This is a genomic window from Pseudomonas sp. RL_15y_Pfl2_60 (genome assembly GCF_963970595.1).
Taxonomy (GTDB): domain Bacteria; phylum Pseudomonadota; class Gammaproteobacteria; order Pseudomonadales; family Pseudomonadaceae; genus Aquipseudomonas.
Genome location: NZ_CAXAOE010000001.1, coordinates 169,476 through 194,824 on the forward strand (window position 1 = coordinate 169,476; position 25,349 = coordinate 194,824).

At 53.4% G+C, this 25,349-nt stretch carries 23 protein-coding genes, 2 tRNA genes and 1 pseudogene; 10 read left to right on the forward strand and 16 right to left on the reverse strand.

The genetic code is table 11. The features are described 5' to 3' along the window. Positions 1-3: 3 nt before the first annotated feature. Complete coding sequence (locus AACY26_RS00860) at positions 4-897, forward strand: DMT family transporter (protein WP_339510088.1); 894 nt, start codon at positions 4-6, stop codon at positions 895-897. A gap of 3 nt (positions 898-900) precedes the next feature. Here the strand turns inward: AACY26_RS00860 and AACY26_RS00865 are convergent. After that, positions 901-2,063, reverse strand: a protein-coding gene (locus AACY26_RS00865; RefSeq protein WP_339510090.1) for an IS3 family transposase whose coding sequence is annotated in 2 segments (ribosomal slippage) — positions 901-1,808 and positions 1,808-2,063 — 1,164 coding nt in all. Because the reading frame shifts where the segments join, the coding sequence is not laid out codon by codon here. Between the two features lie 63 nt (positions 2,064-2,126). On the opposite strand from AACY26_RS00865, the pseudogene AACY26_RS00870 reads away from it, so the two are divergent. Beyond that, positions 2,127-2,279 (forward strand): annotated as a pseudogene (locus AACY26_RS00870) (integrase); the annotation flags it as partial. A gap of 86 nt (positions 2,280-2,365) precedes the next feature. Here the strand turns inward: AACY26_RS00870 and AACY26_RS00875 are convergent. The 9 genes from AACY26_RS00875 to thrS form a co-directional block, all read right to left on the reverse strand. Further along, positions 2,366-2,442: transfer RNA gene (locus AACY26_RS00875), tRNA-Pro, on the reverse strand. Positions 2,443-2,533: 91 nt separating this feature from the next. Beyond that, positions 2,534-2,890 (reverse strand): MerR family transcriptional regulator, encoded by a 357-nt coding sequence (locus AACY26_RS00880; protein ID WP_087517316.1) that lies wholly within the window; start codon positions 2,888-2,890, stop codon positions 2,534-2,536. Further along, entirely contained in the window at positions 2,871-3,173 is a 303-nt protein-coding gene (ihfA, locus tag AACY26_RS00885; RefSeq protein ID WP_003243414.1) for an integration host factor subunit alpha, read from the reverse strand. Before ihfA ends, AACY26_RS00880 begins: the two co-directional genes overlap by 20 nt. A 3-nt stretch (positions 3,174-3,176) precedes the next feature. Continuing rightward, positions 3,177-5,555, reverse strand: coding sequence for a phenylalanine--tRNA ligase subunit beta (gene pheT / locus AACY26_RS00890; protein WP_339510092.1), 2,379 nt, complete (start codon positions 5,553-5,555; stop codon positions 3,177-3,179). A 44-nt stretch (positions 5,556-5,599) separates the two neighbouring features. Next, positions 5,600-6,616, reverse strand: a complete 1,017-nt coding sequence (pheS, locus tag AACY26_RS00895) for a phenylalanine--tRNA ligase subunit alpha (protein WP_010489093.1) — start codon at positions 6,614-6,616, stop codon at positions 5,600-5,602. A 131-nt stretch (positions 6,617-6,747) separates the two neighbouring features. Further along, positions 6,748-7,104, reverse strand: coding sequence for a 50S ribosomal protein L20 (gene rplT / locus AACY26_RS00900; protein WP_010489095.1), 357 nt, complete (start codon positions 7,102-7,104; stop codon positions 6,748-6,750). 25 nt (positions 7,105-7,129) lie between these two features. Next, positions 7,130-7,324 carry a 50S ribosomal protein L35 gene (rpmI, locus tag AACY26_RS00905; RefSeq protein ID WP_087517320.1) on the reverse strand — a complete coding sequence of 65 codons (195 nt, stop codon included), beginning with the start codon at positions 7,322-7,324 and terminating at the stop codon, positions 7,130-7,132. Positions 7,325-7,384: 60 nt separating this feature from the next. Beyond that, a complete protein-coding gene (gene infC / locus AACY26_RS00910; RefSeq protein WP_177408727.1) occupies positions 7,385-7,936 on the reverse strand; it encodes a translation initiation factor IF-3 in 552 nt (183 codons plus the stop codon). Next, on the reverse strand, positions 7,936-9,858 hold the full coding sequence (gene thrS, locus AACY26_RS00915; RefSeq protein ID WP_339510096.1) for a threonine--tRNA ligase: 1,923 nt from the start codon (positions 9,856-9,858) through the stop codon (positions 7,936-7,938). Before thrS ends, infC begins: the two co-directional genes overlap by 1 nt. Positions 9,859-10,444: 586 nt before the next feature. Between thrS and AACY26_RS00920 the strand changes: the two genes are divergently transcribed. Then, on the forward strand, positions 10,445-11,317 hold the full coding sequence (locus AACY26_RS00920; RefSeq protein WP_339510098.1) for a prohibitin family protein: 873 nt from the start codon (positions 10,445-10,447) through the stop codon (positions 11,315-11,317). A 357-nt stretch (positions 11,318-11,674) separates the two neighbouring features. Here AACY26_RS00920 and AACY26_RS00925 read toward each other — a convergent pair. After that, positions 11,675-11,751 (reverse strand) — tRNA-Val (locus AACY26_RS00925). A 184-nt stretch (positions 11,752-11,935) separates the two neighbouring features. On the opposite strand from AACY26_RS00925, the gene AACY26_RS00930 reads away from it, so the two are divergent. Next, positions 11,936-13,219, forward strand: coding sequence for an NAD(P)/FAD-dependent oxidoreductase (locus AACY26_RS00930; protein WP_339510100.1), 1,284 nt, complete (start codon positions 11,936-11,938; stop codon positions 13,217-13,219). Between the two features lie 56 nt (positions 13,220-13,275). On the opposite strand, the gene AACY26_RS00935 is transcribed toward AACY26_RS00930, so the two are convergent. The 3 genes from AACY26_RS00935 to AACY26_RS00945 form a co-directional block, all read right to left on the reverse strand. Further along, positions 13,276-14,244, reverse strand: coding sequence for a PA2778 family cysteine peptidase (locus AACY26_RS00935; protein WP_339510103.1), 969 nt, complete (start codon positions 14,242-14,244; stop codon positions 13,276-13,278). Beyond that, entirely contained in the window at positions 14,229-14,630 is a 402-nt protein-coding gene (locus AACY26_RS00940; protein WP_010489108.1) for a PA2779 family protein, read from the reverse strand. Before AACY26_RS00940 ends, AACY26_RS00935 begins: the two co-directional genes overlap by 16 nt. A 219-nt stretch (positions 14,631-14,849) precedes the next feature. Then, positions 14,850-15,761 (reverse strand): LysR family transcriptional regulator, encoded by a 912-nt coding sequence (locus tag AACY26_RS00945; protein WP_339510107.1) that lies wholly within the window; start codon positions 15,759-15,761, stop codon positions 14,850-14,852. Between the two features lie 124 nt (positions 15,762-15,885). Between AACY26_RS00945 and AACY26_RS00950 the strand changes: the two genes are divergently transcribed. The 3 genes from AACY26_RS00950 (at position 15,886) to AACY26_RS00960 (ending at position 18,622) form a co-directional block, all read left to right on the forward strand. Further along, positions 15,886-17,124 carry a D-amino acid dehydrogenase gene (locus AACY26_RS00950; protein WP_339510109.1) on the forward strand — a complete coding sequence of 413 codons (1,239 nt, stop codon included), beginning with the start codon at positions 15,886-15,888 and terminating at the stop codon, positions 17,122-17,124. A 30-nt stretch (positions 17,125-17,154) separates the two neighbouring features. Beyond that, positions 17,155-17,511 carry a RidA family protein gene (locus AACY26_RS00955; RefSeq protein ID WP_339510111.1) on the forward strand — a complete coding sequence of 119 codons (357 nt, stop codon included), beginning with the start codon at positions 17,155-17,157 and terminating at the stop codon, positions 17,509-17,511. A 142-nt stretch (positions 17,512-17,653) separates the two neighbouring features. Further along, positions 17,654-18,622 (forward strand): TAXI family TRAP transporter solute-binding subunit, encoded by a 969-nt coding sequence (locus AACY26_RS00960; protein ID WP_339510114.1) that lies wholly within the window; start codon positions 17,654-17,656, stop codon positions 18,620-18,622. Between the two features lie 38 nt (positions 18,623-18,660). Here AACY26_RS00960 and AACY26_RS00965 read toward each other — a convergent pair whose 3' ends face one another. Further along, the gene (locus AACY26_RS00965) at positions 18,661-19,443 is read right to left on the reverse strand and encodes a pyrroline-5-carboxylate reductase family protein (RefSeq protein ID WP_339510117.1); all 783 of its coding nucleotides are present in this window, start codon (positions 19,441-19,443) and stop codon (positions 18,661-18,663) included. Positions 19,444-19,604: 161 nt separating this feature from the next. Here AACY26_RS00965 and ampC point away from each other — a divergent pair, with 161 nt between their 5' ends. Then, positions 19,605-20,777, forward strand: a complete 1,173-nt coding sequence (ampC, locus tag AACY26_RS00970; protein ID WP_339510119.1) for a class C beta-lactamase — start codon at positions 19,605-19,607, stop codon at positions 20,775-20,777. Positions 20,778-20,884: 107 nt separating this feature from the next. After that, positions 20,885-21,046, forward strand: a complete 162-nt coding sequence (locus AACY26_RS00975) for a DUF2986 domain-containing protein (protein WP_339510121.1) — start codon at positions 20,885-20,887, stop codon at positions 21,044-21,046. Between the two features lie 213 nt (positions 21,047-21,259). Here AACY26_RS00975 and AACY26_RS00980 read toward each other — a convergent pair whose 3' ends face one another. Continuing rightward, positions 21,260-22,720 carry a DUF1254 domain-containing protein gene (locus AACY26_RS00980; protein ID WP_339510123.1) on the reverse strand — a complete coding sequence of 487 codons (1,461 nt, stop codon included), beginning with the start codon at positions 22,718-22,720 and terminating at the stop codon, positions 21,260-21,262. An 863-nt stretch (positions 22,721-23,583) separates the two neighbouring features. Between AACY26_RS00980 and AACY26_RS00985 the strand changes: the two genes are divergently transcribed. Next, positions 23,584-25,254 carry an arylsulfatase gene (locus AACY26_RS00985; RefSeq protein ID WP_339510125.1) on the forward strand — a complete coding sequence of 557 codons (1,671 nt, stop codon included), beginning with the start codon at positions 23,584-23,586 and terminating at the stop codon, positions 25,252-25,254. Positions 25,255-25,349: the final 95 nt, after the last annotated feature.

Below are 25,349 nucleotides of genomic sequence, written 5' to 3' on the forward strand. Positions count from 1 at the left end.
GTCATGCAACAGGGAATTTCTAAGATGCCAATAATAGCCTATATATGTCTTGCGCTCTCAATGTGCATGGTGGGTAGTAATATCGGTATCGGCAAGATAGTTGTAGCAGAGCTTCCCGTGTTTCTCTTCGCGGCTCTGCGATTTTCGATTGCAACACTCATTCTTGCCCCAGGAATGCTAAAGCCGGCATTTCGCCAAGGGCTTAACACGTCTAGTTGGGGCGGACTTTTTATGCAGTCATTCTTTGGCTGCTTTCTGTTCAGTCTCTTTATGCTCTACGGTGTAGTTTATACGTCGGCGACAAGCGCAGGGATTATCACAAGCGCACTTCCATCAGTAATCGCGCTTCTAGCATGGCTATGGCTTCGTGAACGAGTAGATGGTAGAGGCGCAATTGCTATCGCACTTGCTGTGCTCGGCATTTCTCTTTTGAACTTGCAAGACGCAAGCTCCTCTGGAAAGAGCAGCATGTTAGGTAACGCGCTTGTACTAGGCGCGGTTCTTGCTGAAGCACTATTTGCGGTTTTCTCTCGTCGCCTGTCATTGTCTGTTCACCCTTGGAGCATGGCGTTTGGCGTTAACCTCGTAGGCGCACTGCTTTTCCTTCCTCTCGCTATTCCCCAGGCAATTGCTTTTGACTGGAGCGCTCCTGACGCAGAGCTATGGTATTGGGTTCTGCTCTACTCCATTACCGCTAGCGTGCTGTCCTTCCTGTTGTGGTACAGGGGTATCTCAGAAGTCCCAGCCAACGTGGCAGGCCTATTCACTGGGGTGATGCCTGTCAGTGCAGCATTGATCGGCATGCTCGTATTGGGCGAGTTATTGTCTGCAGGCCATCTGATCGGCATGGGCCTAGTGATCGCTTCTATATTGTTCGGTGCCAAGGCGAAGTTGTAGTGGTCAACTAATCCCGGACACGACGTTAAGTTTCTGCTCAGCCTGAGCGGGCGCTAGCCCGCCATTGAATAAATGAGGCCGTATCCAGTTGTAGCGATGCATCAAGTAATGGCTGATGTCCCGTTGCGCCTGCTGAACCGACATATAACCCACTGAAGGTATCCACTCGGTTTTCAAGCTTCGAAATACACGCTCCATCGGCGAGTTATCGTAGCAATTGCCCCGGCGACTCATGCTCTGGCTGATGCGGTACCGCCACAGGCGCTGACGGAAGTGGCGACTTCCATATTGCGACCCCTGATCCGAATGAAACAGCAGCCCTTGAGGCTTCCCGCGTTGCTCATAGGCCATATCCAGCGCCCTGGTGACCAAGTCAGCATCCGGGTTTCCTGACAACGCCCAACCCACTATCCGGCGAGCATAGAGATCCATAACCACGGCCAAGTAGTGCCATTTCCCTTGCGCCCAGATGTAGGTGATGTCACCGCACCAAACTTTGTTTGGCTCGGGAACGTTGAACTCACGATTCAGCGTATTTGGAATGTCAGGTCGCTCAATCGTTGCTTTTTTGTAGGCATGCGAGCCCGGCTGCTTGCTGATCAACCCCAGCTCCCGCATCAAACCACGCACCTTGAAGCGCCCGATTTGTTCACCTTCTTCCTGCATCATCGACACGATACTGCGGCTGCCAGCAGCGCTTCGACTCTGGGTGAACAGTTCGTTGACTCGACTGCGTAATCGAATTCTCTCAACACCCGGAGAACGCCGCCTGAGGCGATGGGCGTAGTAAGTCGAGCGGGTGATTTCGAACACCTCGCACAAACAGTCAACAGGTTCATGGGCGCTTAGCTGATGGATCAGCGCGAACGCTCGAGATCTTCCGACATCAAGAGCGCGGTAGCCTTTTTTAATATCGATTTCTCTCGCTCGAGCCGAGCAATCCGAGCTTCCAGCTCTTGGATTTTTTGCTGCTCTGGAGTCAGCGCCTTACTTTTAGGCGTCAAGCCTGTTCGCTCTTGCTGGAGCTGATCGACCCAACGACGCAGAGCTGTCTCACCAATACCCAGTGAGCGACTGGCCTCGATGAAGCTGTAGTTTTGCTTGAGCACGAGATCAGCAGCCTCGCGTTTGAATTCAGGGGAAAAGGTACGGCGTTGCTTGGTCATATGACACCTCGTTCTGACGAGTATTCTCGCCTAAATGGGTGTCCGGTTTCATTAGACCACTACACTCTTCACCTGTACAAGAAAGCCGGTAAGGACGGGCAGAAGATTGCGGGGCACACAACCGAGGGGATGACAAAAAACTACCAGAAAGACCACGCAGAAATCGTTTGCTCTGATGCAATCCCTGACCTAAATATCAGTGAAATCACTGGATAGTTTTGCGCGCATTTGCGCAAGTTTTTCGCGCCCCCTAAACCAAAAAAGGGATCAAGCCGCTAAGTGCTTGATCCCTCTTTATAATTTGGTCGGGACGGAGTGATTCGAACACTCGACCCCTTGCACCCCATGCAAGTGCGCTACCAGGCTGCGCTACGCCCCGACTAGGTGAGATCAGCTTTTACCCTAACCTTGAAAACGTCGAGAATCATACAATAAGGTCCTGAATTATGGAACCTTTTGCTTTCGATTCTCTAATGACGAAGCACATGCAAAACGTCTTCCAGCTCGGTAATAGTCTGCTTGATAAGCTGCTTATACTGAGTGGTGTCGTCTTTGGCTTCATCACCTGACAAGCGCTGTCGCGCGCCGCCAATCGTAAAGCCCTGGTCGTAAAGAAGCGCACGAATCTGACGGATCATCAGCACGTCTTGACGCTGATAATACCGGCGATTGCCGCGCCTTTTTACCGGGTTAAGTTGGGGAAACTCCTGCTCCCAATACCGCAATACATGCGGTTTGACAGCACAGAGTTCGCTAACCTCGCCGATCGTGAAATACCGTTTGCCTGGTATGACAGGTAATTCGTCGTTATGACTTGGTTCCAGCATAAGCCTCAACCCTGGCTTTAAGTTTTTGGCCGGGACGGAAAGTCACTACACGGCGAGCCGTGATAGGAATTTCCTCCCCCGTTTTTGGATTACGACCGGGACGCTGACGCTTATCGCGCAGGTCAAAGTTGCCGAACCCTGAAAGCTTGACCTGTTCGTTGAGCTCCAGCGCTTGCCGGATCTCTTCGAAAAACAGTTCAACCAACTCCTTGGCTTCCCGTTTATTCAGGCCTAGCTCTTCATACAGACGTTCGGCCATTTCAGCTTTCGTCAGAGCCCCCATACGCTACTTCCTTAACGTGGCGTTGAACCTTTGTTCTAGGGAGGTGAGGATATTCTGTGTAGTGGTACTCACCTCATCGTCATTAAGAGTGCGCGATGGATGCTGCCAGGTCAAGCCAACTGCAAGACTTTTTCTATGAGGATCAATACCTTTACCGTGATACACGTCAAATAGCTTGAGGTCTGTTAGCCATTCCCCTGCTGTTTCACGGATTAATCCCAGCAAAGCAGCCGCTGGAACCTCACGATCAACCACCAGTGCAAAGTCACGACGCACTTCTGGGAAGCGCGACAACTCGGCAAATGCCGGCATACGTCCCTGAACAACCTGGCTCAAGACCAACTCGAACATGAACACGCCTTGGTCGAGATCGAGCTTTTTAGCCAGCTCAGGGTGAATGGCACCCACATAACCAACCAGGCAGCCATCACGCTCAATACGTGCGGTTTGACCCGGATGCAGCGCCGGATGCTCGCCTGATACAAAACTGAACGCATCTGCAGCGCCGGCACTTGCCAGCAGCGCTTCTACATCAGCCTTGATGTCATAGAAATCAACATCATCACGGCCATGCGCCCAACCTTCAGGCAAGCGGCGCCCGGTAATAACACCCGCCAACATTGCCTCTTGCTTGAGCCCTTCCAACTGGCCAACAAAGCGTAGCCCGCTTTCGAATAAACGCACGCGCGGCTGCTGGCGATTGAGGTTGTGCTCAAGCGCCTTGATCAAGCCAGGCCACAAGGATGAGCGCATCGCTGCCATATCGGCCGAGATCGGGTTAGCCAGCATCAATGGCTCAACGCCCGGCGTGAACAGCTCGAACATTTTCGGATCAATGAAGCTGTAGGTGATCGCTTCCTGATAACCACGGGCAACCAGCAAACGACGCAACGCCGGTAACTCGACAGCAGCCTCGGCCTTGGTTTGCGGAGCCAGACGCGCTTGTGGGTAACGCACCGGCAAACGGTTATAGCCGTAAAGACGCGCCAGCTCTTCGATCAAGTCAACCTCAAGGCTGATATCGAAACGATGGCTTGGCACAGCAACCTGCCATTGACCTGCACCGGCAGCACTCACATCAAGGCCAAGCCCCGTCAGCAAGCGCGCCACTTCGGCATCATCCATCTTCAAGCCGAGCATTTGTTCGATACGCTCGGCACGCAGCGTGACCGGGGCAACCTTGGGCAGATCAGCTTCGCTGGCCACTTCAATAATCGGACCGGCTTCGCCACCGACGATGTCGAGCAACAGAGCGGTCGCGCGCTCCATGGCCTCGCGGGCCAGTTGCGAGTCAACGCCGCGCTCAAAGCGGTGCGAAGAATCAGTATGCAGGCCATAGGATCGCGCTTTACCGGCAATCGCAATGGTGTCGAAGAAAGCAGCTTCAAGGAACAGGTCACGGGTGGTGTCGGCAACACCGCTGTGTTCGCCACCCATCACGCCGGCGATTGCCAGGGCGCGTTGGTGATCGGCGATAACCAGCGTATCACTGCGCAGAGTCACTTCCTGGCCATCGAGCAGAACAAGCTTTTCGCCCTCTTCCGCCATGCGTACACGAATACCGCCATTGATCTGCTCAAGGTCGAACGCGTGCATTGGCTGACCAAGTTCGATCATCACATAGTTGGTGACATCAACCACCGCATCGATGCTGCGGATATCCGAACGGCGCAGACGCTCGACCATCCACAGCGGTGTGGGCTTGGACAAATCAACATTGCGCACAACGCGGCCTAGGTAACGCGGGCAAGCCTGCGGGGCCAGCACTTCAACCGGGCGCACCTGGTCATGGACGGCGCCGACTGCAGTCACTTCAGGACGTGTAACTGGCGCGGCATAAAGCGCACCAATTTCCCGCGCCAGGCCAGCGAGCGACAGACAGTCACCGCGATTAGGCGTGAGGTCGACTTCGATGCTGGCGTCGTTGAGATTCAGGTACTCGCGAACATCCTGGCCCACTGGCGCATCAGCCGGTAACTCAAGCAGGCCGTCATTTTCTTCGCTGATTTGCAGTTCAGCAGCCGAGCAGAGCATGCCGTTGGACTCAACGCCGCGCAACTTGGCCTTTTTGATCTTGAAATCGCCCGGCAATTCCGCACCAATCATGGCGAACGGGATCTTCAGGCCTGGACGCACATTCGGTGCGCCGCAGACGATCTGGAATGTCTCAGCACCATTGCTGACCTGGCATACACGCAGCTTGTCGGCATCCGGATGCTGCTCGGTGCTCAATACTTCACCAACAACGATGCCGCTGAACTCGCCTGCTGCGGCGCTGACACTGTCGACTTCCAAGCCCGCCATTGACAGGCGAGCGACTAAATCTTCACGGCTGACCTGAGGGTTAACCCAGCTGCGCAGCCACTGTTCACTGAATTTCATCCTGCCTTCCTCATCAATTCGATTAACTACTTACAGCGGTAGAGCTAGCGGAATTGCGCTAGGAATCGCAGGTCGTTATCGAAGAACAGGCGCAAGTCATTAACGCCGTAACGCAGCATAGCCAGACGCTCAACACCCATGCCAAATGCAAAGCCGGAGTATTTTTCCGGGTCGATGCCGCTCATGCGCAGAACATTCGGATGAACCATGCCGCAGCCCATCACTTCAAGCCAACCCGTCTGCTTGCACACCCGGCAACCTTTGCCACTGCACATCACACACTGCATGTCGACTTCAGCCGATGGCTCAGTGAAGGGAAAGAATGATGGACGGAAACGCACGCCCAGCGGCTTCTCGAAGAACACACGGAGAAACTCTTCAATAGTGCCTTTGAGGTCGGCAAAGCTAATGCCCTCATCGACCAGCAACCCTTCAACCTGATGGAACATCGGTGAATGGGTGATATCCGAGTCACAACGGTACACACGACCTGGGCAAACGATGCGGATCGGTGGCTGCTGCGACTCCATGGTGCGTACCTGTACCGGTGAGGTATGGGTGCGCAACAACATATTCGCGTTGAAATAGAAGGTGTCATGCATTGCCCGCGCCGGATGGTGGCCGGGAATGTTGAGCGCCTCGAAGTTGTGATAGTCGTTCTCGACCTCGGGGCCTTCAGCAATGCCGTAGCCTATCCGAGTAAAGAACTGCTCAACACGCTCCAAGGTGCGCGTAACCGGGTGCAGGCCACCCGAGGTCTGGCCACGGCCTGGCAGGGTGACATCGATACGTTCCGCGGCGAGCTTGGCGCTCAGCGCAGCGTTTTCCAGAAGATCCTTGCGGCTGCTCAGGGCTTCCTGAACACGCTCTTTGGCCGCATTGATCAGAGCACCGGCTTGCGGGCGCTCTTCTGCAGACAGGCTGCCCAGTGTCTTCATCACCTGAGTCAACTCGCCCTTTTTACCCAAATAGTGAACCCGCAGTTGCTCCAGGGCATTCACATCATCGGTGTTGCGCACGGCCTCAAGCGCTTGCGAGACCAGCACATCCAGATTTTCCATTTACAGACTCCAGATACGAAATAGGGGAAGAGCTAAAGCTCTTCCCCTATCGGTGACGTTTCGAACGAGTTCAAGGACTACTGCCCTTGACCCCGCTCTTGCACCGGGCGAGCCCGGTGATTGTCGGGGACTTAAGCCAGTTCGGCTTTCGCTTTCTCGACAATCGCAGCAAACGCCGCTTTTTCGTTCACTGCCAGATCAGCCAATACCTTACGGTCGATCTCGATGGACGCTTTTTTCAGGCCAGCAATGAAACGGCTGTAAGACAGACCGTTTACACGTGCGCCAGCGTTGATACGAGCGATCCAAAGGGCACGGAACTGACGCTTCCGCTGACGGCGGTCGCGGTAGGCGTATTGGCCTGCCTTGATCACAGCCTGCTTGGCAACACGGAATACGCGTGAGCGTGCGCCGTAGTAGCCTTTAGCCAGTTTCAGAATTTTTTTGTGACGCTTACGAGCAATTACGCCGCGCTTAACACGAGCCATGAGTTATTTCCTCTACCTAACCGAATTAACGAACGCGCAGCATGCGCGCCACTTTTGCCACGTCAGACGGATGCACCATGGTGCTGCCGCGCAGATGACGCTTACGCTTAGTGGACATTTTGGTCAGGATGTGGCTCTTGAAAGCGTGCTTGTGCTTGAAGCCTGAAGCTGTCTTCAGAAAGCGCTTCGCTGCACCGCTCTTGGTTTTCATTTTTGGCATGTTCGGATACTCCGCATTCAGTTAATAAATATAATCGCAAGGCCTGCCGTGCCCTGTTGATTACTTCTTCTTTTTGGGGGCGATGACCATAATAAGCTGGCGTCCTTCCATCTTCGGGTGCTGTTCAACGGTGCCGTATTCAAGCAAGTCACCTTCAACTCGCTTCAACAACTCCATGCCCAACTCCTGATGCGCCATCTCACGACCACGGAATCGCAATGAAACCTTGGCCCTGTCCCCCTCACTAAGGAAACGTACCAGGTTGCGTAGTTTTACCTGGTAATCCCCTTCCTCCGTCCCTGGACGAAACTTGATTTCTTTGATCTGTACTTGTTTCTGGTTCTTCTTCGCCGCTGCTACCTGCTTCTTCTTTTCGAACAGGTGCTTGCCGTAGTCCATGATGCGACATACGGGGGGCAAAGCGTCAGCAGAAATCTCAACCAGATCCAGCTTAGCTTCTTCAGCTATGCGTAGCGCTTCATCAATAGAGACGATGCCAATCTGCTCGCCTTCAGCGCCTATTAACCGAACCTCGCGTGCCGAGATATTCTCATTGATCGGCGCTTTGGGTGCAGCTCGTTTATCTTGTCTCATTTCACGCTTAATAGTGATTACTCCAAATCTTGGCGACCACGCCGGGAAACCGCCTGCGTAACGAAATCAGCGAATTGGGATAGGGACATTGAGCCCAGATCAGTGCCTTCACGGGTACGCACGGCGACAGTTTGCGTTTCAACTTCCCTATCTCCAATAACCAAGAGATAAGGAACCTTGAGCAAAGTATGCTCGCGGATTTTAAAGCCTATTTTTTCATTTCTCAAGTCAGACTTGGCACGAAAGCCGCTTTGATTGAGAGTTTTTTCCACTTCAAGGGCAAAATCGGCCTGTTTATCGGTGATATTCATCACCACAGCCTGAACTGGAGCAAGCCACGCTGGAAATGCACCAGCATATTGCTCGATCAACATTCCGACAAAACGCTCGAACGAACCCAGAATTGCACGGTGCAACATCACCGGACGACGACGACTGTTGTCTTCGGCGATATAGCTGGCATCAAGACGCTCTGGCAAGTTTGGATCGTACTGCAAAGTACCGCACTGCCAGTTACGACCCAAGCAGTCTTTGAGAGTGAACTCGATCTTCGGACCGTAGAAAGCCCCCTCGCCCGGCTGGTATTCCCACTCCAGACCCGACTCATTCAAAGCATCGGCCAGCGCACCTTCAGCACGATCCCACAACTCTTCAGCACCCACACGCTTGGCCGGTCGTGTAGACAGCTTCATGGCGATGTCAGTGAAACCGAAGTCGGCATAGACCTGCAGCGTCAGCTTGATGAAGTCAGCCGCTTCCTGCTTGACCTGATCTTCGGTGCAGAAAATATGCGCATCGTCCTGGGTAAAGCCGCGTACACGCATAATGCCATGCAGCGCGCCAGACGGCTCATTGCGGTGGCAGGCGCCAAACTCAGCCAAGCGCAGCGGCAGGTCACGGTAAGACTTCAAGCCCTGGTTGAACACCTGCACATGGCACGGGCAGTTCATTGGCTTGATCGCGTAATCGCGGCTTTCCGACTCAGTGGTGAACATGTTTTCCGCGTAGTTGGTCCAGTGCCCGGACTTCTCCCACAGAATACGATCTACCACTTGTGGCGTCTTGATCTCTTGGTAACCGTGCTCACGCTGCACCTGACGCATGTATTGCTCGATCACCTGATACAGGGTCCAGCCATTGGCATGCCAAAACACCATGCCCGGCGCTTCTTCCTGCAGGTGGAACAGGTCAAGCTGCTTGCCGATGCGGCGGTGATCGCGTTTTTCAGCTTCTTCAATGCGCTGGATATAAGCAGCCAACTGCTTTTTATCCGCCCAAGCGGTGCCGTATACGCGCTGCAATTGCTCGTTCTTGGCATCGCCACGCCAGTAGGCGCCCGACAACTTGGTCAGCTTGAAGGCTTTGAGAAAACGCGTGTTCGGCACGTGCGGGCCACGGCACATGTCGACATATTCTTCGTGGAAGTACAGGCCCATCGACTGTTCGTCAGGCATGTCCTCGACCAGACGCAGCTTGTAATCTTCGCCGCGGGACTTGAACAGCTCAATGACTTCAGCGCGCGGCGTGACCTTTTTGATCACGTCGTAATCTTTTTCGATCAACTGCTGCATGCGCTTTTCGATCGCCGCTACGTCTTCCAAAGTAAAAGGACGTGGCGAAGCGATATCGTAGTAAAAGCCGTCATCAATGACCGGACCGATCACCATCTTGGCTTCCGGGAACAACTGCTTAACCGCATGACCGACCAAATGCGCACACGAGTGGCGGATTATCTCAACGCCCTCTTGGTCTTTTGGCGTGATGATCTGCAGCGTTGCGTCGTGATCGATCAGATCACAGGCATCAACCAGCTTACCGTCAACCTTGCCGGCAACAGTGGCTTTAGCCAGACCTGCACCGATAGATTGCGCCACCTCAAGTACGGATACCGGGTGATCGAATGGACGTTGACTGCCGTCGGGAAGAGTAATGATGGGCATGGCGCCTCCTCTCCTAGTGGTGACCTCTACCAAAGGCCACATGGGTTGGGATGAGCCAGTAAGCGATTCGGCGGAATTCCTGCCTTACTATGGCAGCGGCATTAAGCCGACCTGATCGAACCGCAGTCACTGGAGGTTTACGTAACGAAAAACGTGAACATACAACACAAAAAACGGCCGCCTAAGCGACCATTTTAGTAATTACCTTTAAGCATACCCGCCAGCATTGCTGAAAACGCCTGCAAGCACACCTAGACGACTGAAACGCAAAGAAAAAGATATGCCGTCGCAGTCAGGGCCGCACTATAACATTAAAACCTAATGCTCATGGCAGTTTTCAGATTATCCAGCCTGCACATCAATCACCTCAAGCCGCATCAGGCATGAGATGCGCAGCGACCTGCCTCACAACTCAAACCAAACGCATCGACGACAAAAGCAAACTTCAGTACCCTGCGCCACCGCAGGCGTAGGCAACGGAAGCACAGCCCGGCGAACAGGTATGAAACAGTGCACTGCTGCATCGATCGACCTTCCAGACTGAAACCTGCTCATTCTGCCAAAACGACTAATAAAGGGAATTAAGATGAACCCCATTGAACTAAAACCCAAATCCATCATTGGTTATGTAGTCGCCTTTGTGGTTGGCCTTCTGGTACTTGGCGTCCTGTTTGGAAGCTGGTACACCGTTGATGAAACTGAGCGCGGTGTTCTATTGCGCAACGGCGCACTGGTCGGGATCGTTGATCCAGGCCTATCGTTCAAGATGCCCTTTATTGAATCAGTGAGCTTCATCTCCATCCAAAGCCAAGCCACCACTTTTAACAAGGTTCAGGCGTACAGCAAGGATCAGCAAACCGCCGAGCTGAACGTATCGATTTCTTGGCATGTCCCAGCCAGTGAAGTGGCCAAGGTCTACACCCAATACAAGGATCTTGACGGGCTCTTGACCCGACTGATATCTCGCCAGGTAGGCACGCAAATCGAAAATGTATTCGGCCAATACAACGCGGTAACCGCAGTACAGCAACGCGGTCGGTTTGGTGCCGATGTCTCCAAGGCAATCACCGAGTCAATCAAGGGGCCAGTGGTCATCGACAGTGTTCAAGTCGAGAACATGGACTTCAGCGATGACTATGAACGCTCAATTGCCCAACGCATGAAAGCCGAGGTGGAAGTCAAGACCCGCGAACAAATGCTGGCCACCGAGCAGGTTCAAGCGCAGATCCGCGTAACCCAAGCTCAAGCTGAAGCTGACTCCAAAGTTGCCCAGGCCAAAGCCGATGCAGAAGCAACTCGTCTGCGCGGCGAAGCTGAAGCGGATGCAATCAAGGCCCGCGCCCAGGCCCTGGCGAGCAATCAAAACCTCGTGGAACTGACTAAGGCAGAAAGATGGAATGGTGTGCTTCCAACCACAGTCCTGCCCAACGGGACCCTGCCATTTATCGACGCCAAGTAACCCGCTCTACGCAGCCAGACTTTGGATGACTGCATCCAAGGTCTGGCCTCGACCTCAGCGCATTCAACAAAATTGAGTCAGGCGAGCCTCACCAAGGCCGTACCCGCATGATGCGAGCAACAGTCAGCCCCATCAAACCAGCACTCAACTCCTGACACCAGTGCATCAAGCTATAACGAGAACGAGAACGAGTGCGCGCTACCGGCACAGGCACACCGAAAAATCAGTGGTTTTCCAGAAGGTATCTGCCGGGCTTAAGATTTTAAATCGCAAATCGTTTGCCCAAAATATTCCCAAAACAAAAAAGGGCAACCCTTTCGAGTTGCCCTTCTAAGTACCGCCCTAGAGCGGTTTGTTTGGTAGGCACAATTGGATTCGAACCAACGACCCCCACCATGTCAAGGTGGTGCTCTAACCAACTGAGCTATGTGCCTGCAATGGGTGCGCATTCTACGTCCGAGCGCAAAACTGTCAATAGTTTTTTCGCTAACCGACTGAATAAAGGCATTTTTTAGCCATAAAAGGGCTGTTGAAGATTTCTTAAAGACCACTAGCCGGGCATTTTCAACTCGGGTAGCATCTGAGTATTCGTAAAAAATAAACAACAGAGGTTGCAAAATGGCGCACACGGAATATCCACAATCCTATTACGCGGCTTCCGCGAATCCCGTCCCTGCCCGCCCTGAACTCAATGGTGACGTCGAAACTGACGTGTGCATTGTTGGCGCTGGCTACACGGGGTTATCGACTGCAATCTCGTTGCTCGAAAATGGCTTCAAAGTCTGCATTGTCGAAGCTGCAAAAGTCGGTTTTGGCGCCTCCGGCCGTAACGGCGGCCAGATTGTTAATAGCTACAGCCGCGATATCGACGTAATCGAGCGCAGCGTTGGCCCCAAGCAAGCGCAACTACTTGGCCAGATGGCATTCGAAGGCGGTCGCATCATTCGTGAACGAGTCGCCAAGTACAACATCCAGTGCGACCTCAAGGACGGCGGTGTTTTTGCGGCCAATACCAGCAAGCACATGGCCCACCTTGAGTCGCAAAAGAAGCTCTGGGAACGCTACGGCCACACGCAGCTGGAGTTGATGGACGCCAAGCGCATTCGTGAAGTGGTTGCCACAGACAACTATGTCGGTGGCATGCTCGACATGAGCGGCGGGCACATCCACCCCCTGAACCTGGCATTGGGCGAAGCTGCGGCTGTTGAGTCCTTGGGCGGTGTTATTTACGAACAATCGCCAGCTACACGCATAGAGCGTGGCGCAAATCCCGTGGTGCACACGCCAAAAGGCCGCATCAAGGCAAAGTTTGTGGTGGTCGCAGGTAACGCATATTTGGGCGACCTGATGCCCGAACTCAGCGCAAAATCGATGCCGTGCGGCACTCAAGTTATTGCCACCGAGCCACTGTCAGATGAAATGGCCAAAAGCATCCTGCCGCAAGACTATTGCGTAGAAGACTGCAACTACCTGCTCGATTACTACCGCCTGACAGGCGACAAGCGCCTGGTCTTTGGTGGCGGTGTGGTTTACGGCGCTCGCGATCCGGCCAATATCGAGGCCATCATTCGTCCGAACATGATCAAAACCTTCCCGCAGCTTAAGGACGTGAAGATTGACTATGCCTGGACCGGTAACTTCCTCCTGACCCTTTCGCGTTTGCCGCAAGTCGGCCGTATTGGCGATAACATTTACTATTCACAAGGCTGCAGCGGACACGGTGTCACCTACACCCACCTTGCGGGCAAAGTGCTCGGCGAAGCGCTGCGCGGCCAAGCGGAGCGCTTTGATGCCTTTGCTGGGCTACCGCATTACCCATTCCCAGGTGGCCGCTTGCTGCGCGTACCCTTCACGGCAATGGGCGCTTGGTATTACAGCCTGCGTGACAGGCTTGGTTTCTAAGCACTGCCAACAAAAAACGGCGCCAATTGGCGCCGTTTTTTATAGCGCTCAAAACACTAGTGCGTAGCTGAGCAAGCCTGTAATACCGAGCACTGCCCCGTCGCCTGGGTAGCAACCTTCAATGGCGAGCTAAAGCGCTCATCCTTGGGTGCCAGCTGTTTTGCGCACGCCTGCGCCTGCGCCGCTTGCTGGCCACAGCCGCGCTCGGCCAAGACCTGAGACAGGTTGAACCAGCCGGCAGCAAAGTCCGGTTTGTGCTGCACACTTTTGCGCAGGTCCGCCTCTGCCCCCGCAACATCCCCGCTGGCATGACGACTGTTGGCCATGGCAAACCAGGTCAGCGCTTCATTCGGCCACTGCCGTGTTGCTGTGCGATAAGCGCTCAGGGCTGCCTGCTTGTGATCAGTCTCCTCAAGATCACTCGCCGCCTTCAACCAAGTTTGCAACGCTGGATTGGCAGGCAACTTGTTGGGCGGCATTGTCACCACCGCCCAACGCTTGGCACGCGCCCAGCTTTCATCAAATCCGGCGAAATCGGTGATCCAGCGACGCGTCGTGCCGGAGCGCAGAATCAGGGTTTTGGCACGCAAATCAAAGCCGACAACCACCGCAAAGTGCCACTGCGGATACCAGTCAAACGCCATGTTCTGCAGCACCAACACCGGATTACCGGCAGCAACTTCGCTCAGTATTGACTCCAGCTTTGGCTGCAGCGGATACACCAGCATGTCGTGCGCCCGCGCAGCTGCCACCATTTCTATCTGCAGGCTGCCTTCGCGACCTGGAATGTAAACCTGGTCCTTGAGCAAACCGGGGCTGGTTGCCACGCCCCGCTGATTCAGCATGGTCGACAACGCTGCCGGGCCACACTGGTACTTGGTTTGCGGGAAAAAAGGGACATCACTGAGTTCAACCCGTTCAGGCAACTGCGCAGTCTGCGGTGATAACACCGGAGACTGCGCACAAGCTGAAAGGATGATAGTGAGTACGCTTGGAACCAATAGCCTGATTATCGATTTATACATTTCACAAAACTGAAGATGTCGGTAGCGCAGAGCATATCGGTAACGATGAAGATCACAAAGAACAACACGATAATACCGATAACACCGCTGCCCGCAGGCGCCTGATCCAGTTGCTGGTTGAACTGGGCCAACTCAGCATTGGTCAGGCTATTGATGCGTTTTTCAACAGTGTTGCGATCAACTCCGAGGCTGTGCAATTTATCCTGCACACCTTGCTCATCGAGCATGCTCAGCAACTGCTGGCGATCAACTTGTTGCTGATGTTCAGCCAAGACTTCAGAAGTGCCGATCATCGATGCATTGGCCAGCGGCACCTGGGCCACCATCAGCAGATGGAATACTGCCAGGCTTGCTGCTAGTCGACGAAAAACGGAACCTTTACTCATGACGCTTACCTCTCGATTTATTTCACTTTATGACTAAATCAACAAGCAAGGGTTCATCGCCGTGAACTTAAAATAAACCGCTGCTGAAAAGGCTCTGTTTGCGCAACCAGCAGCCTCGCCTGCGCAATAAATGCGCTTGCCCCACAACAAACTGCGGTCAAGCGGCCTTACTCAAACATGCTATCTATTTCAGCGAACCCATTAACCGTAATAAGAAGTCTAGCCAAGGTTTCTTTCACTCATCAGCCGATCCGCGACTTGGCTGATCTGTTCGATCAACGCTTGCTGAGACTTAGGACACTCTTCGCCCGCTCGGCGCAAGAGATACAGGCCAACCATCAGGTTTGGCTCAAGCACACGCACCTGAGCGCCGCCCATGGCTGCAACTCTTGCCGTCAGCGGGTCGACCAAGGCCATGCCCTGCCCCGCAGTGACCAAGGCACCCGCCAGTTGATAGGTCTGAACCCAGGTATTGATTTGTGGTGCAGGTTGCAGCGCGCGGAGGTGTTCGCCTATCAAGCCGCCCAAGGCATCGCGCGTATCCAAGCCAATCAGCACCGCGCCAGCAAGGTCCTGCAAATAAACCGGCTCCATGCACTGCTCTTGACTCCAACTCCCTGCGGGGGCGATCAACTGCATGCAGCCCAGGGCAAGCACCTTGCACTGCAAGCCCGGGTGCTCAACAAGCTGCAAGGTCAAGCCAATATCCGCCTCGCGCAATAACAAGCGCTGGATCATCTCGGCAGAGTGCTGGGTCGCCAACTCGCAATTGACGCCTGCGTGCCGCTCACGCCATTGGCTCAACGCCAAAGGTAAAAGCTGCTGCGCCAGGGCCGGAGTAGAGACCAGGCGCAGGCTATCTTCTGCCCCTCGCCTGAGATTGCCAGCCAAGCGCCGCAGGCTTTGCAAGTCCGCCGACAGGCTTTCAGTCTTGTTGCGCAGGATTCTCGCCTCAACAGTTGGCTCCAACTTGCCGCGCACGCGATTGAATAACCTAAAACCCAGCTGCTGCTCTGCATGCTTCAACGCTTTGCTGGCTGCCGGCTGAGAAATATTTAACAAATCTGCGGCCGCAGTGACGCTGCCGGTTTGCAAAATGGCCTGAAACACTTCGATATGACGCAGGTGCATGCTGTGTTCCTCCAAGTACAGGGCAATAGCATAGCTTTTGGTTATGGGCTACCTGCAATCTTTCATTGGTTTCAAGCCAATGCATTTACATACCCTGAAAATCAATTTGGTATGAGGTGTATGCATGCGAGTCGCGGTGATCGGAGGAGGCGTCATTGGCTTAACGACAGCCTATGCCCTAATACGCCAAGGTCATGAGGTCGATTTGATTGAGCGACGTGACGAGGTCGGGCTGGAGACTAGCTTCGCCAATGGTGGCCAGCTTAGTTATCGCTATGTATCTCCGCTGGCCGATGCAGGTGTGCCACTGGAGGCGCTGAGCTGGATGTTACGCAGCGACGCGCCCCTGCGCTTCAAACCGCAATTCAATCTGCAGCAATGGCGCTGGTGCCTGCAATTTCTGGCGGCGTGCAGGCGCTCGGTCAACCAACGCAACACAGCCCACTTGTTGCGCTTGGCCCTGCACAGCCAAGAAACACTGAGTACTTGGCGCGAACAAGACGAACTCGATGACTTCGGCTGGCGCTCAAACGGCAAGCTGGTGGTTTACCGCACCCCTGCTAGCTGGGCCAAAGCGAACAAGGCGCCTGAGGACGATAACCGCCAGCTACTCAGCGCTGAGCAGTGCCTGAATACCGAGCCCGCACTTGCTGGGATTGCCAATGAACTGCTCGGCGGCGTTTACGCACCCGGGGATGAAGTCGGCGACTGTTATCGATTCTGCCAGCAATTGCTTAAACGACTTCAAGCCAATAGCGCATTCAAGCTGCACGCCAACTACGACGTTAAAGGCTTGCGCATCAGCAATGGCAAGGTCAAGGCGCTGCAATTGAATGGCGGCGATGACCATCTGGTGGATCATCTTGTGGTCGCGGCAGGCGTTCATAGCCTTGCGTTGCTCAAGCCCCTGGGTATTGATGTACCGCTCTACCCGCTCAAGGGCTACAGCCTCAGCCTGCAACTCAATAACGCCAAAGCGGTGCCTGAAACCAACGTTACCGACTACGACAACAAAGTCGTTTACGCCCGCCTGGACGACCAACTTCGAGTCGCGGCCATGGTTGATGTCGGCGGCTGGGATAGCCAGCTAGATGCCAGTCGAATCAAGCAATTACGCGACCTCGCTGCCCGTAGCTTTCCCGAGGCTGGCGACTTCGAGACAGCAACGCCTTGGGCAGGACTACGCCCGGCCACTCCGCAAGGCACACCTTGGCTTGGGGCCAGTGGCATCAACAACCTCTGGCTAAACCTGGGTCATGGCAGCCTGGGTTTTACCCTTGCCTGCGGCAGTGCCGACGTGTTGGCGCACCTGATTGCCGGCTCACCCGCCCCGATCGCTCTGGACGGTCTCACGCGTACATAACTCAGTCATCATCACGTAATAGGGAACTTTATGAATATCCAACGCATGCAAACCAATGACCGCTTGTCAGGCGCCGTAAGCTTTGGCGAACTGGTATTTTTGTCAGGCCAAGTCCCCACGAACCGCTCGCTTGATGTGGCGGGTCAAACCCTTGAAGTTTTGGCCAAAATCGACAGTTTGCTGGCAGAAGCGGGCTCTGATCGCGGCCAATTGTTAAGTGCACAAATATGGCTAAAAGACATTGAGCAAGATTTTGCAGCGATGAACAAGGAGTGGATCAACTGGCTGCCACAAGGCTGCGCGCCAGCCCGGGCAACCGTTGAAGCGCGCTTGGCCTCAGGTGACGTGCTGGTTGAAATTATGGTTATTGCCGCCCGTAAGCAATAAGCCAGCCCAGCCTGTGGCGCGGCAAATGCTTACAGGCGGGGTTTATGAGTCTGTTTAAACGCAGTAGGCCTTGCTCATTTAGAGCGTTGAAACTGAACACAACAAAACGCTGTTCCTATTATTAAAACGAGAGGACATACCGATGAAAAATAACAAAACCCGGTTTCTTATCAGTGCGCTAGCCGGACTCTGTCTGGCCGCCCCAACCTTCGCAGCAGAACGCTATGTAACCATTGGCACCGGTGGGCAAACCGGTGTGTATTACACCGGTGGCCAATCCATCTGCAGGTTTCTCAATCGCGCAGACGTGCAGCCACCCATCAAATGCAACGCCACCTCAACGGCAGGCAGCGTAAGCAATATTGTCGCGCTCAATGGCGGTGAATATGACTTTGGCTTTATCCAGTCCGACCACCAATACAAGGCCCAGAAAGGTCTAGCGCCTTTCGATAAGCTCGGCCCACAAACCAAGCTACGCGCACTCTTCTCGCTGCAAAGCGAGATCCTGACCATCGTCGCCCGCAAAGACAGCGGCATCAATACCGTCGAAGACCTCAAGGGCAAGCGCGTAAACATTGGTGTGCCTGGCTCGGGTAGCCGAGATACAGTCGATGAAGTCATGGCCGCTGAAGGTTGGACAAACGCCAGCTTCTCCCTTGCGGCTGAACTCAAGCCTGCAGAGATGGCGGCGGCGCTCGGCGACAACAACCTGGATGCCATTACCTATGTGGTTGGCCATCCAAGCGGCGCAATCCAGGAAGCCTTGGTCAATGTCGATGCTCAGCTTATTCCGGTCACAGGCCCTGCGATCGACAAACTATTGAGCAAAGCCCCTTACTTCAGCAAGGAAAGTATCCCTGCTGGCATTTATCCAGGTGTCGACAAGCCGGTACCCTCGATTGGCGGCAAAGCTGTACTGGCAACCATGTCGACCACCGACCCAGAACTGGTCTACCAGTTGGTTAAATCGGTGTTCGACAATATTGAACGCTTTAAGCGCTTGCACCCAGCGTTCAAGGACCTCAAGGCACAAGACATGATCAAAGTCGGCCTTACTGCACCTCTGCATGAAGGCGCAGTGCGTTACTACAAAGAACAAGGCTGGATGTAGACCCGTTTACCGATGCCCTGCAACCCAGGGCATCGTCATCATTCAACACTGTCACTTGCATCTGCCGTAAGCCATTGCAGCGTCGCGTCGCACGCGGTGGACCAAGGTCGGCTCATCTCATGATTTCGAAGCAACTCAACACCCCTTGCGGTGAACGTGCCCGGGGACGCGATAGCATTGCCCATGGATGCCAAGTCTGCATCGGGATTGTGTTGAGCGCTGGCAAGGCAGTCCTGCATATTGCTAAGAACCAACTGCTTTGCCTGGGCTTCTGGCAACCCTTGATCAACAAACCATTGCTGAAGATCCTGTAGCCAGAAATAAAACCAGCCATTCATGCAAGCCGCGACAGTCGCCAGTTCAAAAGCAGCCTCGTCGTCCATAACCACTGTGGTTCCCAATGGCGCCATACACTCCTGAACATGGTCGTTACGTGGATGGATGACAACCGTGGTGCTATTGATCTCGGCCGCATAGGAAAGCATCACCCGAACCACTTGCGCCCCGGGAAAGTGTTGCGCCAAGGCAGCGAGCTTCATGCCCGCGACCAGCGAGATCAGGGTTTTACCAGGCGCGAGCCTTACTTCTTCAGCAAGCTGCTCAACGACGTCAGGGCGAACGCCAAGGATAAGAATATCCGAGTGATCAATCACTGATTGGTTGTCTGGCATCACGTGGCAGCCAGACGCTTCAGACAATGCCTGCGCACGTTGCTGGTTACGCGGAGACAGCCTTATGGCGCCGCTGTAGCCACTGCGCCGCAAGCCGCGGACGACCTTCTCAGTGAGCGCCCCTACTCCCAAAACCCCAATATTTTGCATACCGCTTCCATTATTGGTTTGTTCAAATTCCAGTGTTGCACATTTGCTCGAAGGCTTGGGTTAACAGGCTAAATAGACGATGATTTACCCACCTGCCCTGCTGGCAAGAGTCAATATGGCTGCATTGATCAGCTCAGTAATGAATGGAGACTTGCGAGAACATGCTCAGTAAAAATCGCTTTGCAGTTGCCCTGTTAACCAGCGCCTTATGGACCTTGGGTGCCGGTAACTGCCTTGCCGCGCAGACTTCATCGAACACACTGAAAACCTCTGTAGATTCGGTTATCCAGCCGCTGATGCAAAGCCAGGGCATTCCCGGAATGGCCGTGGCGGTGCTCGTCGATGGCAAGGCGCATTATTTCAGCTACGGTGTTGCATCCAAAGCCGATAATCAGCCGGTAACGCCCGACACCCTCTTTGAAATCGGCTCGATCAGCAAGACCTTCACCGCGACACTCGCCGGCTACGCCGTCGCCAAAGGCAAGTTATCCTTGTCGACCAACGCCAGCCATTACGTGCCGCAGATACAGGGCAGCGCTTTTGACCATATCAGCGTGCTTAACTTGGGAACCTACACCGCTGGCGGGCTGCCATTGCAGTTTCCGAGTGAAGCCGACGCCTCGGACAAAATGATGGGCTATTACCAACAGTGGCAGCCTAGCTTTGCGCCCTCCGAACAACGGCTGTATTCGAACCCAAGCCTGGGCCTGTTTGGTTACGCGGCTGCCGAAAGCCTTGGACAACCTTTTGACGACCTGATGGAAAAAACGCTGTTCCCCAAGCTGGGCCTCAAGAGCAGCTACATCCAGGTTCCACAAGAGCACATGAGCCGCTACGCCCAAGGCTATACAAAGGATAATAGCCCCGCCAGAGTTGGCCCGGGCGCGATGGCATCGCAAGCCTATGGCGTGAAGACTACAGCCAAGGACATGCTGCACTTTGTTCGCATGAACCTGCAGCCACAGAAACTCGACTCTGCACTGCAACAGGCGATCAACTTGACGCACACTGGCTACTACCAAGCCGGGCCGCTTATCCAAAGCCTGGGCTGGGAGCTTTACCAATATCCGGTTGCGCTAAATACATTGCTGGAGGGGAATTCAGCACAGATGGCACTTGAGCCACATAAAGCCAACTGGTTTAAGTCACCCCGTCCGCCTCAGGTCAATTCCTTGATAAACAAAACCGGTTCAACCAATGGCTTCGGTGCCTACGTCGTCTATATACCGGCCAAGCAAATCGGCATTGTTCTGCTGGCTAACAAGAACTACCCAATCCCGAGCCGGGTTAAGGTGGCGTATGAATTACTCGGCATATTGGGCGCAGACAGCTAGCCCGGTCAGCAAACACAGGCTGATTGCATTCATCGTGCAACAGGGCTAGAAACAGGCACTGATTGAGTAGTGACCGTTGAATAACTTACACATCAAGTAGAAAAACCATGAATCGTCGGAAAAAAATCAAGCAGCTACTAGAAGCCCATGCCAAAAAGGCTAACGCTAAAAAGGCACCACGAAAAAAATCCACTTACGTTAGCAAGGCAGACCGGCTGAAACTTGCTGCTCAAGCCACACAAGACTCAGTCACTCCCGCAGAGGACTGATGAGCGGCATGAAGTAGTCACTGCACTTGCTTTAATTGCTGTACCGCTTACACACCGTCCAAACCAGAGAAACACTATATTCCCGTGTTTTGGTTATCGCTGTTCAACCTCAGGTTCTTTGTATTCTTGCCAGGCTTTTCGCCCAACCAGCACAGCAAGAAAAAGCCGCCCACTTCAAGTAAGAAGTAAGCGGCTTATCTCGTCTCTCTGTTGCTATTTAACTTGAACTGCTGCTGGTGGCGTCCACTTACCACTGAGCACTTCAGGTTTTGGCCAATAGGTGCGGATCGTCATTTCGAACTCAGACTCAGGCGCCGGCAACCAGTTGGCTTCCTTGTCTTTACCTGGTGAATCGTGCTGGATGTAGATGGTCAGCGAACCATCTGCATTAAACTTCATGTTCTTAACGTTCTTGGTGCCAACCGAGTAACGCTCCATATTGTTAGGCGCAAAGAAGTGTTGCGGGTCATACATGGTTAACGACCAGAAACCATTGACTGGAGGCGTCTGCCCCTTGGCGAAGGTCACGGTGTAGCGATTATCACCATGCAGGCGCTGATTACTGCTGTCGACCTCTAAGAAGAAGTAGCGCGTCTCCTCCGGCTGATTGGTGTACATATTAGACTTTGCCGTGGCGAGGCGTGTCAGGTAATCGTTACCCCACCGGGCAACATTAGTGGGCGAGTTCCAACCGTTGGGCAAAACCGATCCATTGGTACGAAAACTAAACAACGGAGAAACAACCTTCTCTTCTGCCTCAGTCGCCGCCTTGACCATTGCCTCTTTCACAGCCGGATCTTTAGAGGCTTCGAGCAAGGCTTTCATCATCGCATAGCGACTTTCTTCACCCGCTAATGGAGGAACCTTGGCCAAAACTTCAGGGAGTTGATCGAAGAACTTGGCAGGATCGACCCAAGATGTTTCTGTCGAGGTCTTCTCACCGGCAGGGAAATGCGGCAGGTTTTTCCAATCCATTTTTTTGATCTTGCCGTCATAGGTGCTCAGTGGATAGATCGACATACCGTTGAGCACTGTCTGTACTGCTTTACGATCTTCACTGCTGTCATCCATAAACACCCGCGGCCCCATCGCAACCAGCTCAGTCGGCGCTTTGATTACAGCAGTAATGCCATCAGGAACGGTGCCTTTCCAATTAGGCCCCACAACCAAGTAGTTACCAGGCTTGGTGCCGTATTGCTTACCAATCTGCGAGAACTCTTCGCTGCGAGCGTCATACAACGCATAGACCCAATAACGATCACCGAAATCTGGAACTTGCAGCACAACAGGGTCATCGTCTACTGCGGCATAGCCAAAGCCGTAAACAACATCTTGATTGGGGTGTGCGACCCAACGTTGCTCTGGCGAAATATAGTTACTCAGCATGGCAACATAACCAGTCGGCGCGGCTGGCAAAATACCACCAACCAAGCCCGGTTTAGGTGCAGAGGCGAAAGAGGCGCGACGATTAAATGCATTAACCAGTGGCCATCCCCAAAGATAGGTGTCCTGGGCGATAACCGCAGCACTGGCGGGCGTGATCACTGTGCCGGCAGGTATGCCCGCTACTTGCGTTGCAGTCTTACCTGCTGAATTTTCTGCCGCATGGCTTATCCCTGCCAGAGAAGCGCTGAGGGCCAGGGCGATTAGGGTGTAGCCAACTCTATACTTCATAAATCTCAAACTCCGTTTGCTGTTACGCGGACAAGAACTATCCGTCGGACTGATAAATCACATGCTGCGCAAGGCTCCTACTTAAGGAGCGACTGGACCAAAAGTAGTATAGTTCCCAGTTGCTGCAAAGAGACAACAACGAGAGCCAGGATGTTCACCCATTCCCCGGACTTGTACGACCGCGGGCCTTGGCTACATTGTTTCCGGATACATCAACCTTGATATCCATACTCTTATGCTGCCCTGCACAGCCTTTACCCAGCACTGATGGAATATCACCATGCGTATTGCTTCACCCACGGCAGCAGACTCCACACCGCCCGCCCTATCCCGCCGCTTTAGCGTTGCGCCGATGATGGATCGAGTTGATTAAATAGAAATATCCATATATTTCAGCAGGTTAGAATATACAATTGTTTTGCTGTAGCAAAATTCAAGCAAGGCCGAAACTGGCCAATAAATTACTGGCCGAACTTCCCTGCTAAGCAACTTCTCATACGCAACCCAACTATCAGATAATCAATGCTGGCGTTTATCTACTTCATTTCGCCTGGCGCTACTAGAAAAACGAAACTGTGCTGAAGAAAATAACGGAACGTCCAATTATGATTTTTAAGCTTTAAATTTATTGCTCTTCTAAATATTATAAGCGTTAAACTCATTGCCCTTGTAAATAGTAGTTTGCATATCTCCCCCTAAGCTTGTGTACCTTTTTGTACCTACCGCCTCCATCGATCTCACATATCTAGTTGAATCAGAATCGATTCTTACAGGCAAATCGACTTGCCAAAAGCATCCGGTCTACTAGATTTACTCTGCTGGAACTGATCAATTTTTTAAGTCTTCACAAGGGAGCGTGGATTATGGTGACCTCTAAACCGGGGCTATGTAAGTTTGCACTGTCGGCACTGCTATTGGGTTCTACATGGCTAGGTATGGTTTCGCCCTCTTTAGCTGCCGAGGCTGCGGCCAAAGGTCAAGAGAGCAAAAAGCCGAACATAGTGGTTATCTGGGGTGACGACATCGGCATGTGGAACGTAGGTGCATACACCCACGGAATGATGGGCCGCACCCCAAATATCGATTCAATTGCCAAAAACGGCATGATCTTTACCGATCACTATGGCCAGCCCAGTTGCACGGCTGGTCGCGCTGCGTTTATTACCGGCCAAATGCCAGTGCGCACAGGCATGACAACCATTGGTATTCCGGGCTCGGAACGAGGCATCCAGGCCAGCGATCCGACACTCGCGGAGGTGATGAAATCCCAAGGCTATGCCACAGCCCAGTTTGGTAAGAACCATTTGGGTGACCGCAATGAATTTTTGCCGACTGTCCACGGTTTCGATGAGTGGTTTGGCAATTTGTACCACCTCAACGCAGAAGAGGAACCAGAACAACTCGATTACCCAGGCCAGAAGAACCCTGAGTATTTGAAAAAATTTGGACCTCGCGGGGTTTTGCACGCTTGGGCCACAACCGAAGACGACCCCACTGTCGACCCTAAATTTGGCCGTGTAGGCAAACAGAAAATCGAAGATACCGGCCCTCTCACCCGCAAGCGGATGGAAACCATCGACCAAGAAGTGACCGATGAAACACTCAAGTACATGGACAAGGTCGGCAAAGGCGATAAGCCTTTCTTCTTATGGTTCAACTCCACGGCCATCCATATCTGGTCCCACCCAAAACAGGAATACATCCAAAGAGCTGTTGACGAAGGACGTGCCGAGGAAGATCTGGTGCGCGCCAGAATGCTCGAACATGATGATCAGGTGGGCATGATCCTGCAAAAGATCAAAGACCTGGGCATAGAAGACAACACCATCGTCGTTTACAGCACCGATAACGGTAATGAGTTCATGTTCTACCCAGACGGTGGCTACGCCCCGTTCCGCGGTGAGAAAGGCACCACCTGGGAAGGCGGGCTGAGGGTTCCTGCGCTGATCAAGTGGCCGGGCCATATTCCTGCTGGCCGTGAAGGCAATGGCATCCAGAGCCACGAGGACCTCTACGTGACATTGGCCGCTGCCGCTGGTCTACCAAACCTGAAGGAAGATTTGCTCAAGAGCTACAAGCTGGGAGCCACTAACTACAAGGTGCATCTCGATGGCTATAACAACCTCGACTACTGGACCGGGAAAACCGAAAAGTCAGCACGTCGTGAACTGTTCTACTACGACGAAACTGATTTGATGGCTGTTCGCGTAGATGGCTGGAAAATGCATATCGGCGTTAAGCACAAGGGCAACTGGTTCGACGAGAAATCCTACCCAAGCGTGCCTTACGTGGTGAACCTGCTGATGGACCCAATGGAGAAAGTCACCCCGGACTCCGAAGAGTATGGCTACGCGGGACGTAAGTTCGTCGCCCAAAAACTCTGGGCTCCGACAGCTGCCGTACCTTTCCTGGCTGCACACTTGAAGAGTCTTGCTGACTATCCGCCAAGCCAAGGCGCTGACACACTCAGCATGAAGAAAGCGATTGATGGGGCTATGCAAAAAATGCAGAACATTCGCGGTAGCAGCAACTGATAAGTGACTGAAGAAATGAAAATGCCGCCTGAACGGGCGGCATTTTTTTATCCAACATAAAGACTTGTTCGGATTTTTTAGCAAGAATGGGCTTA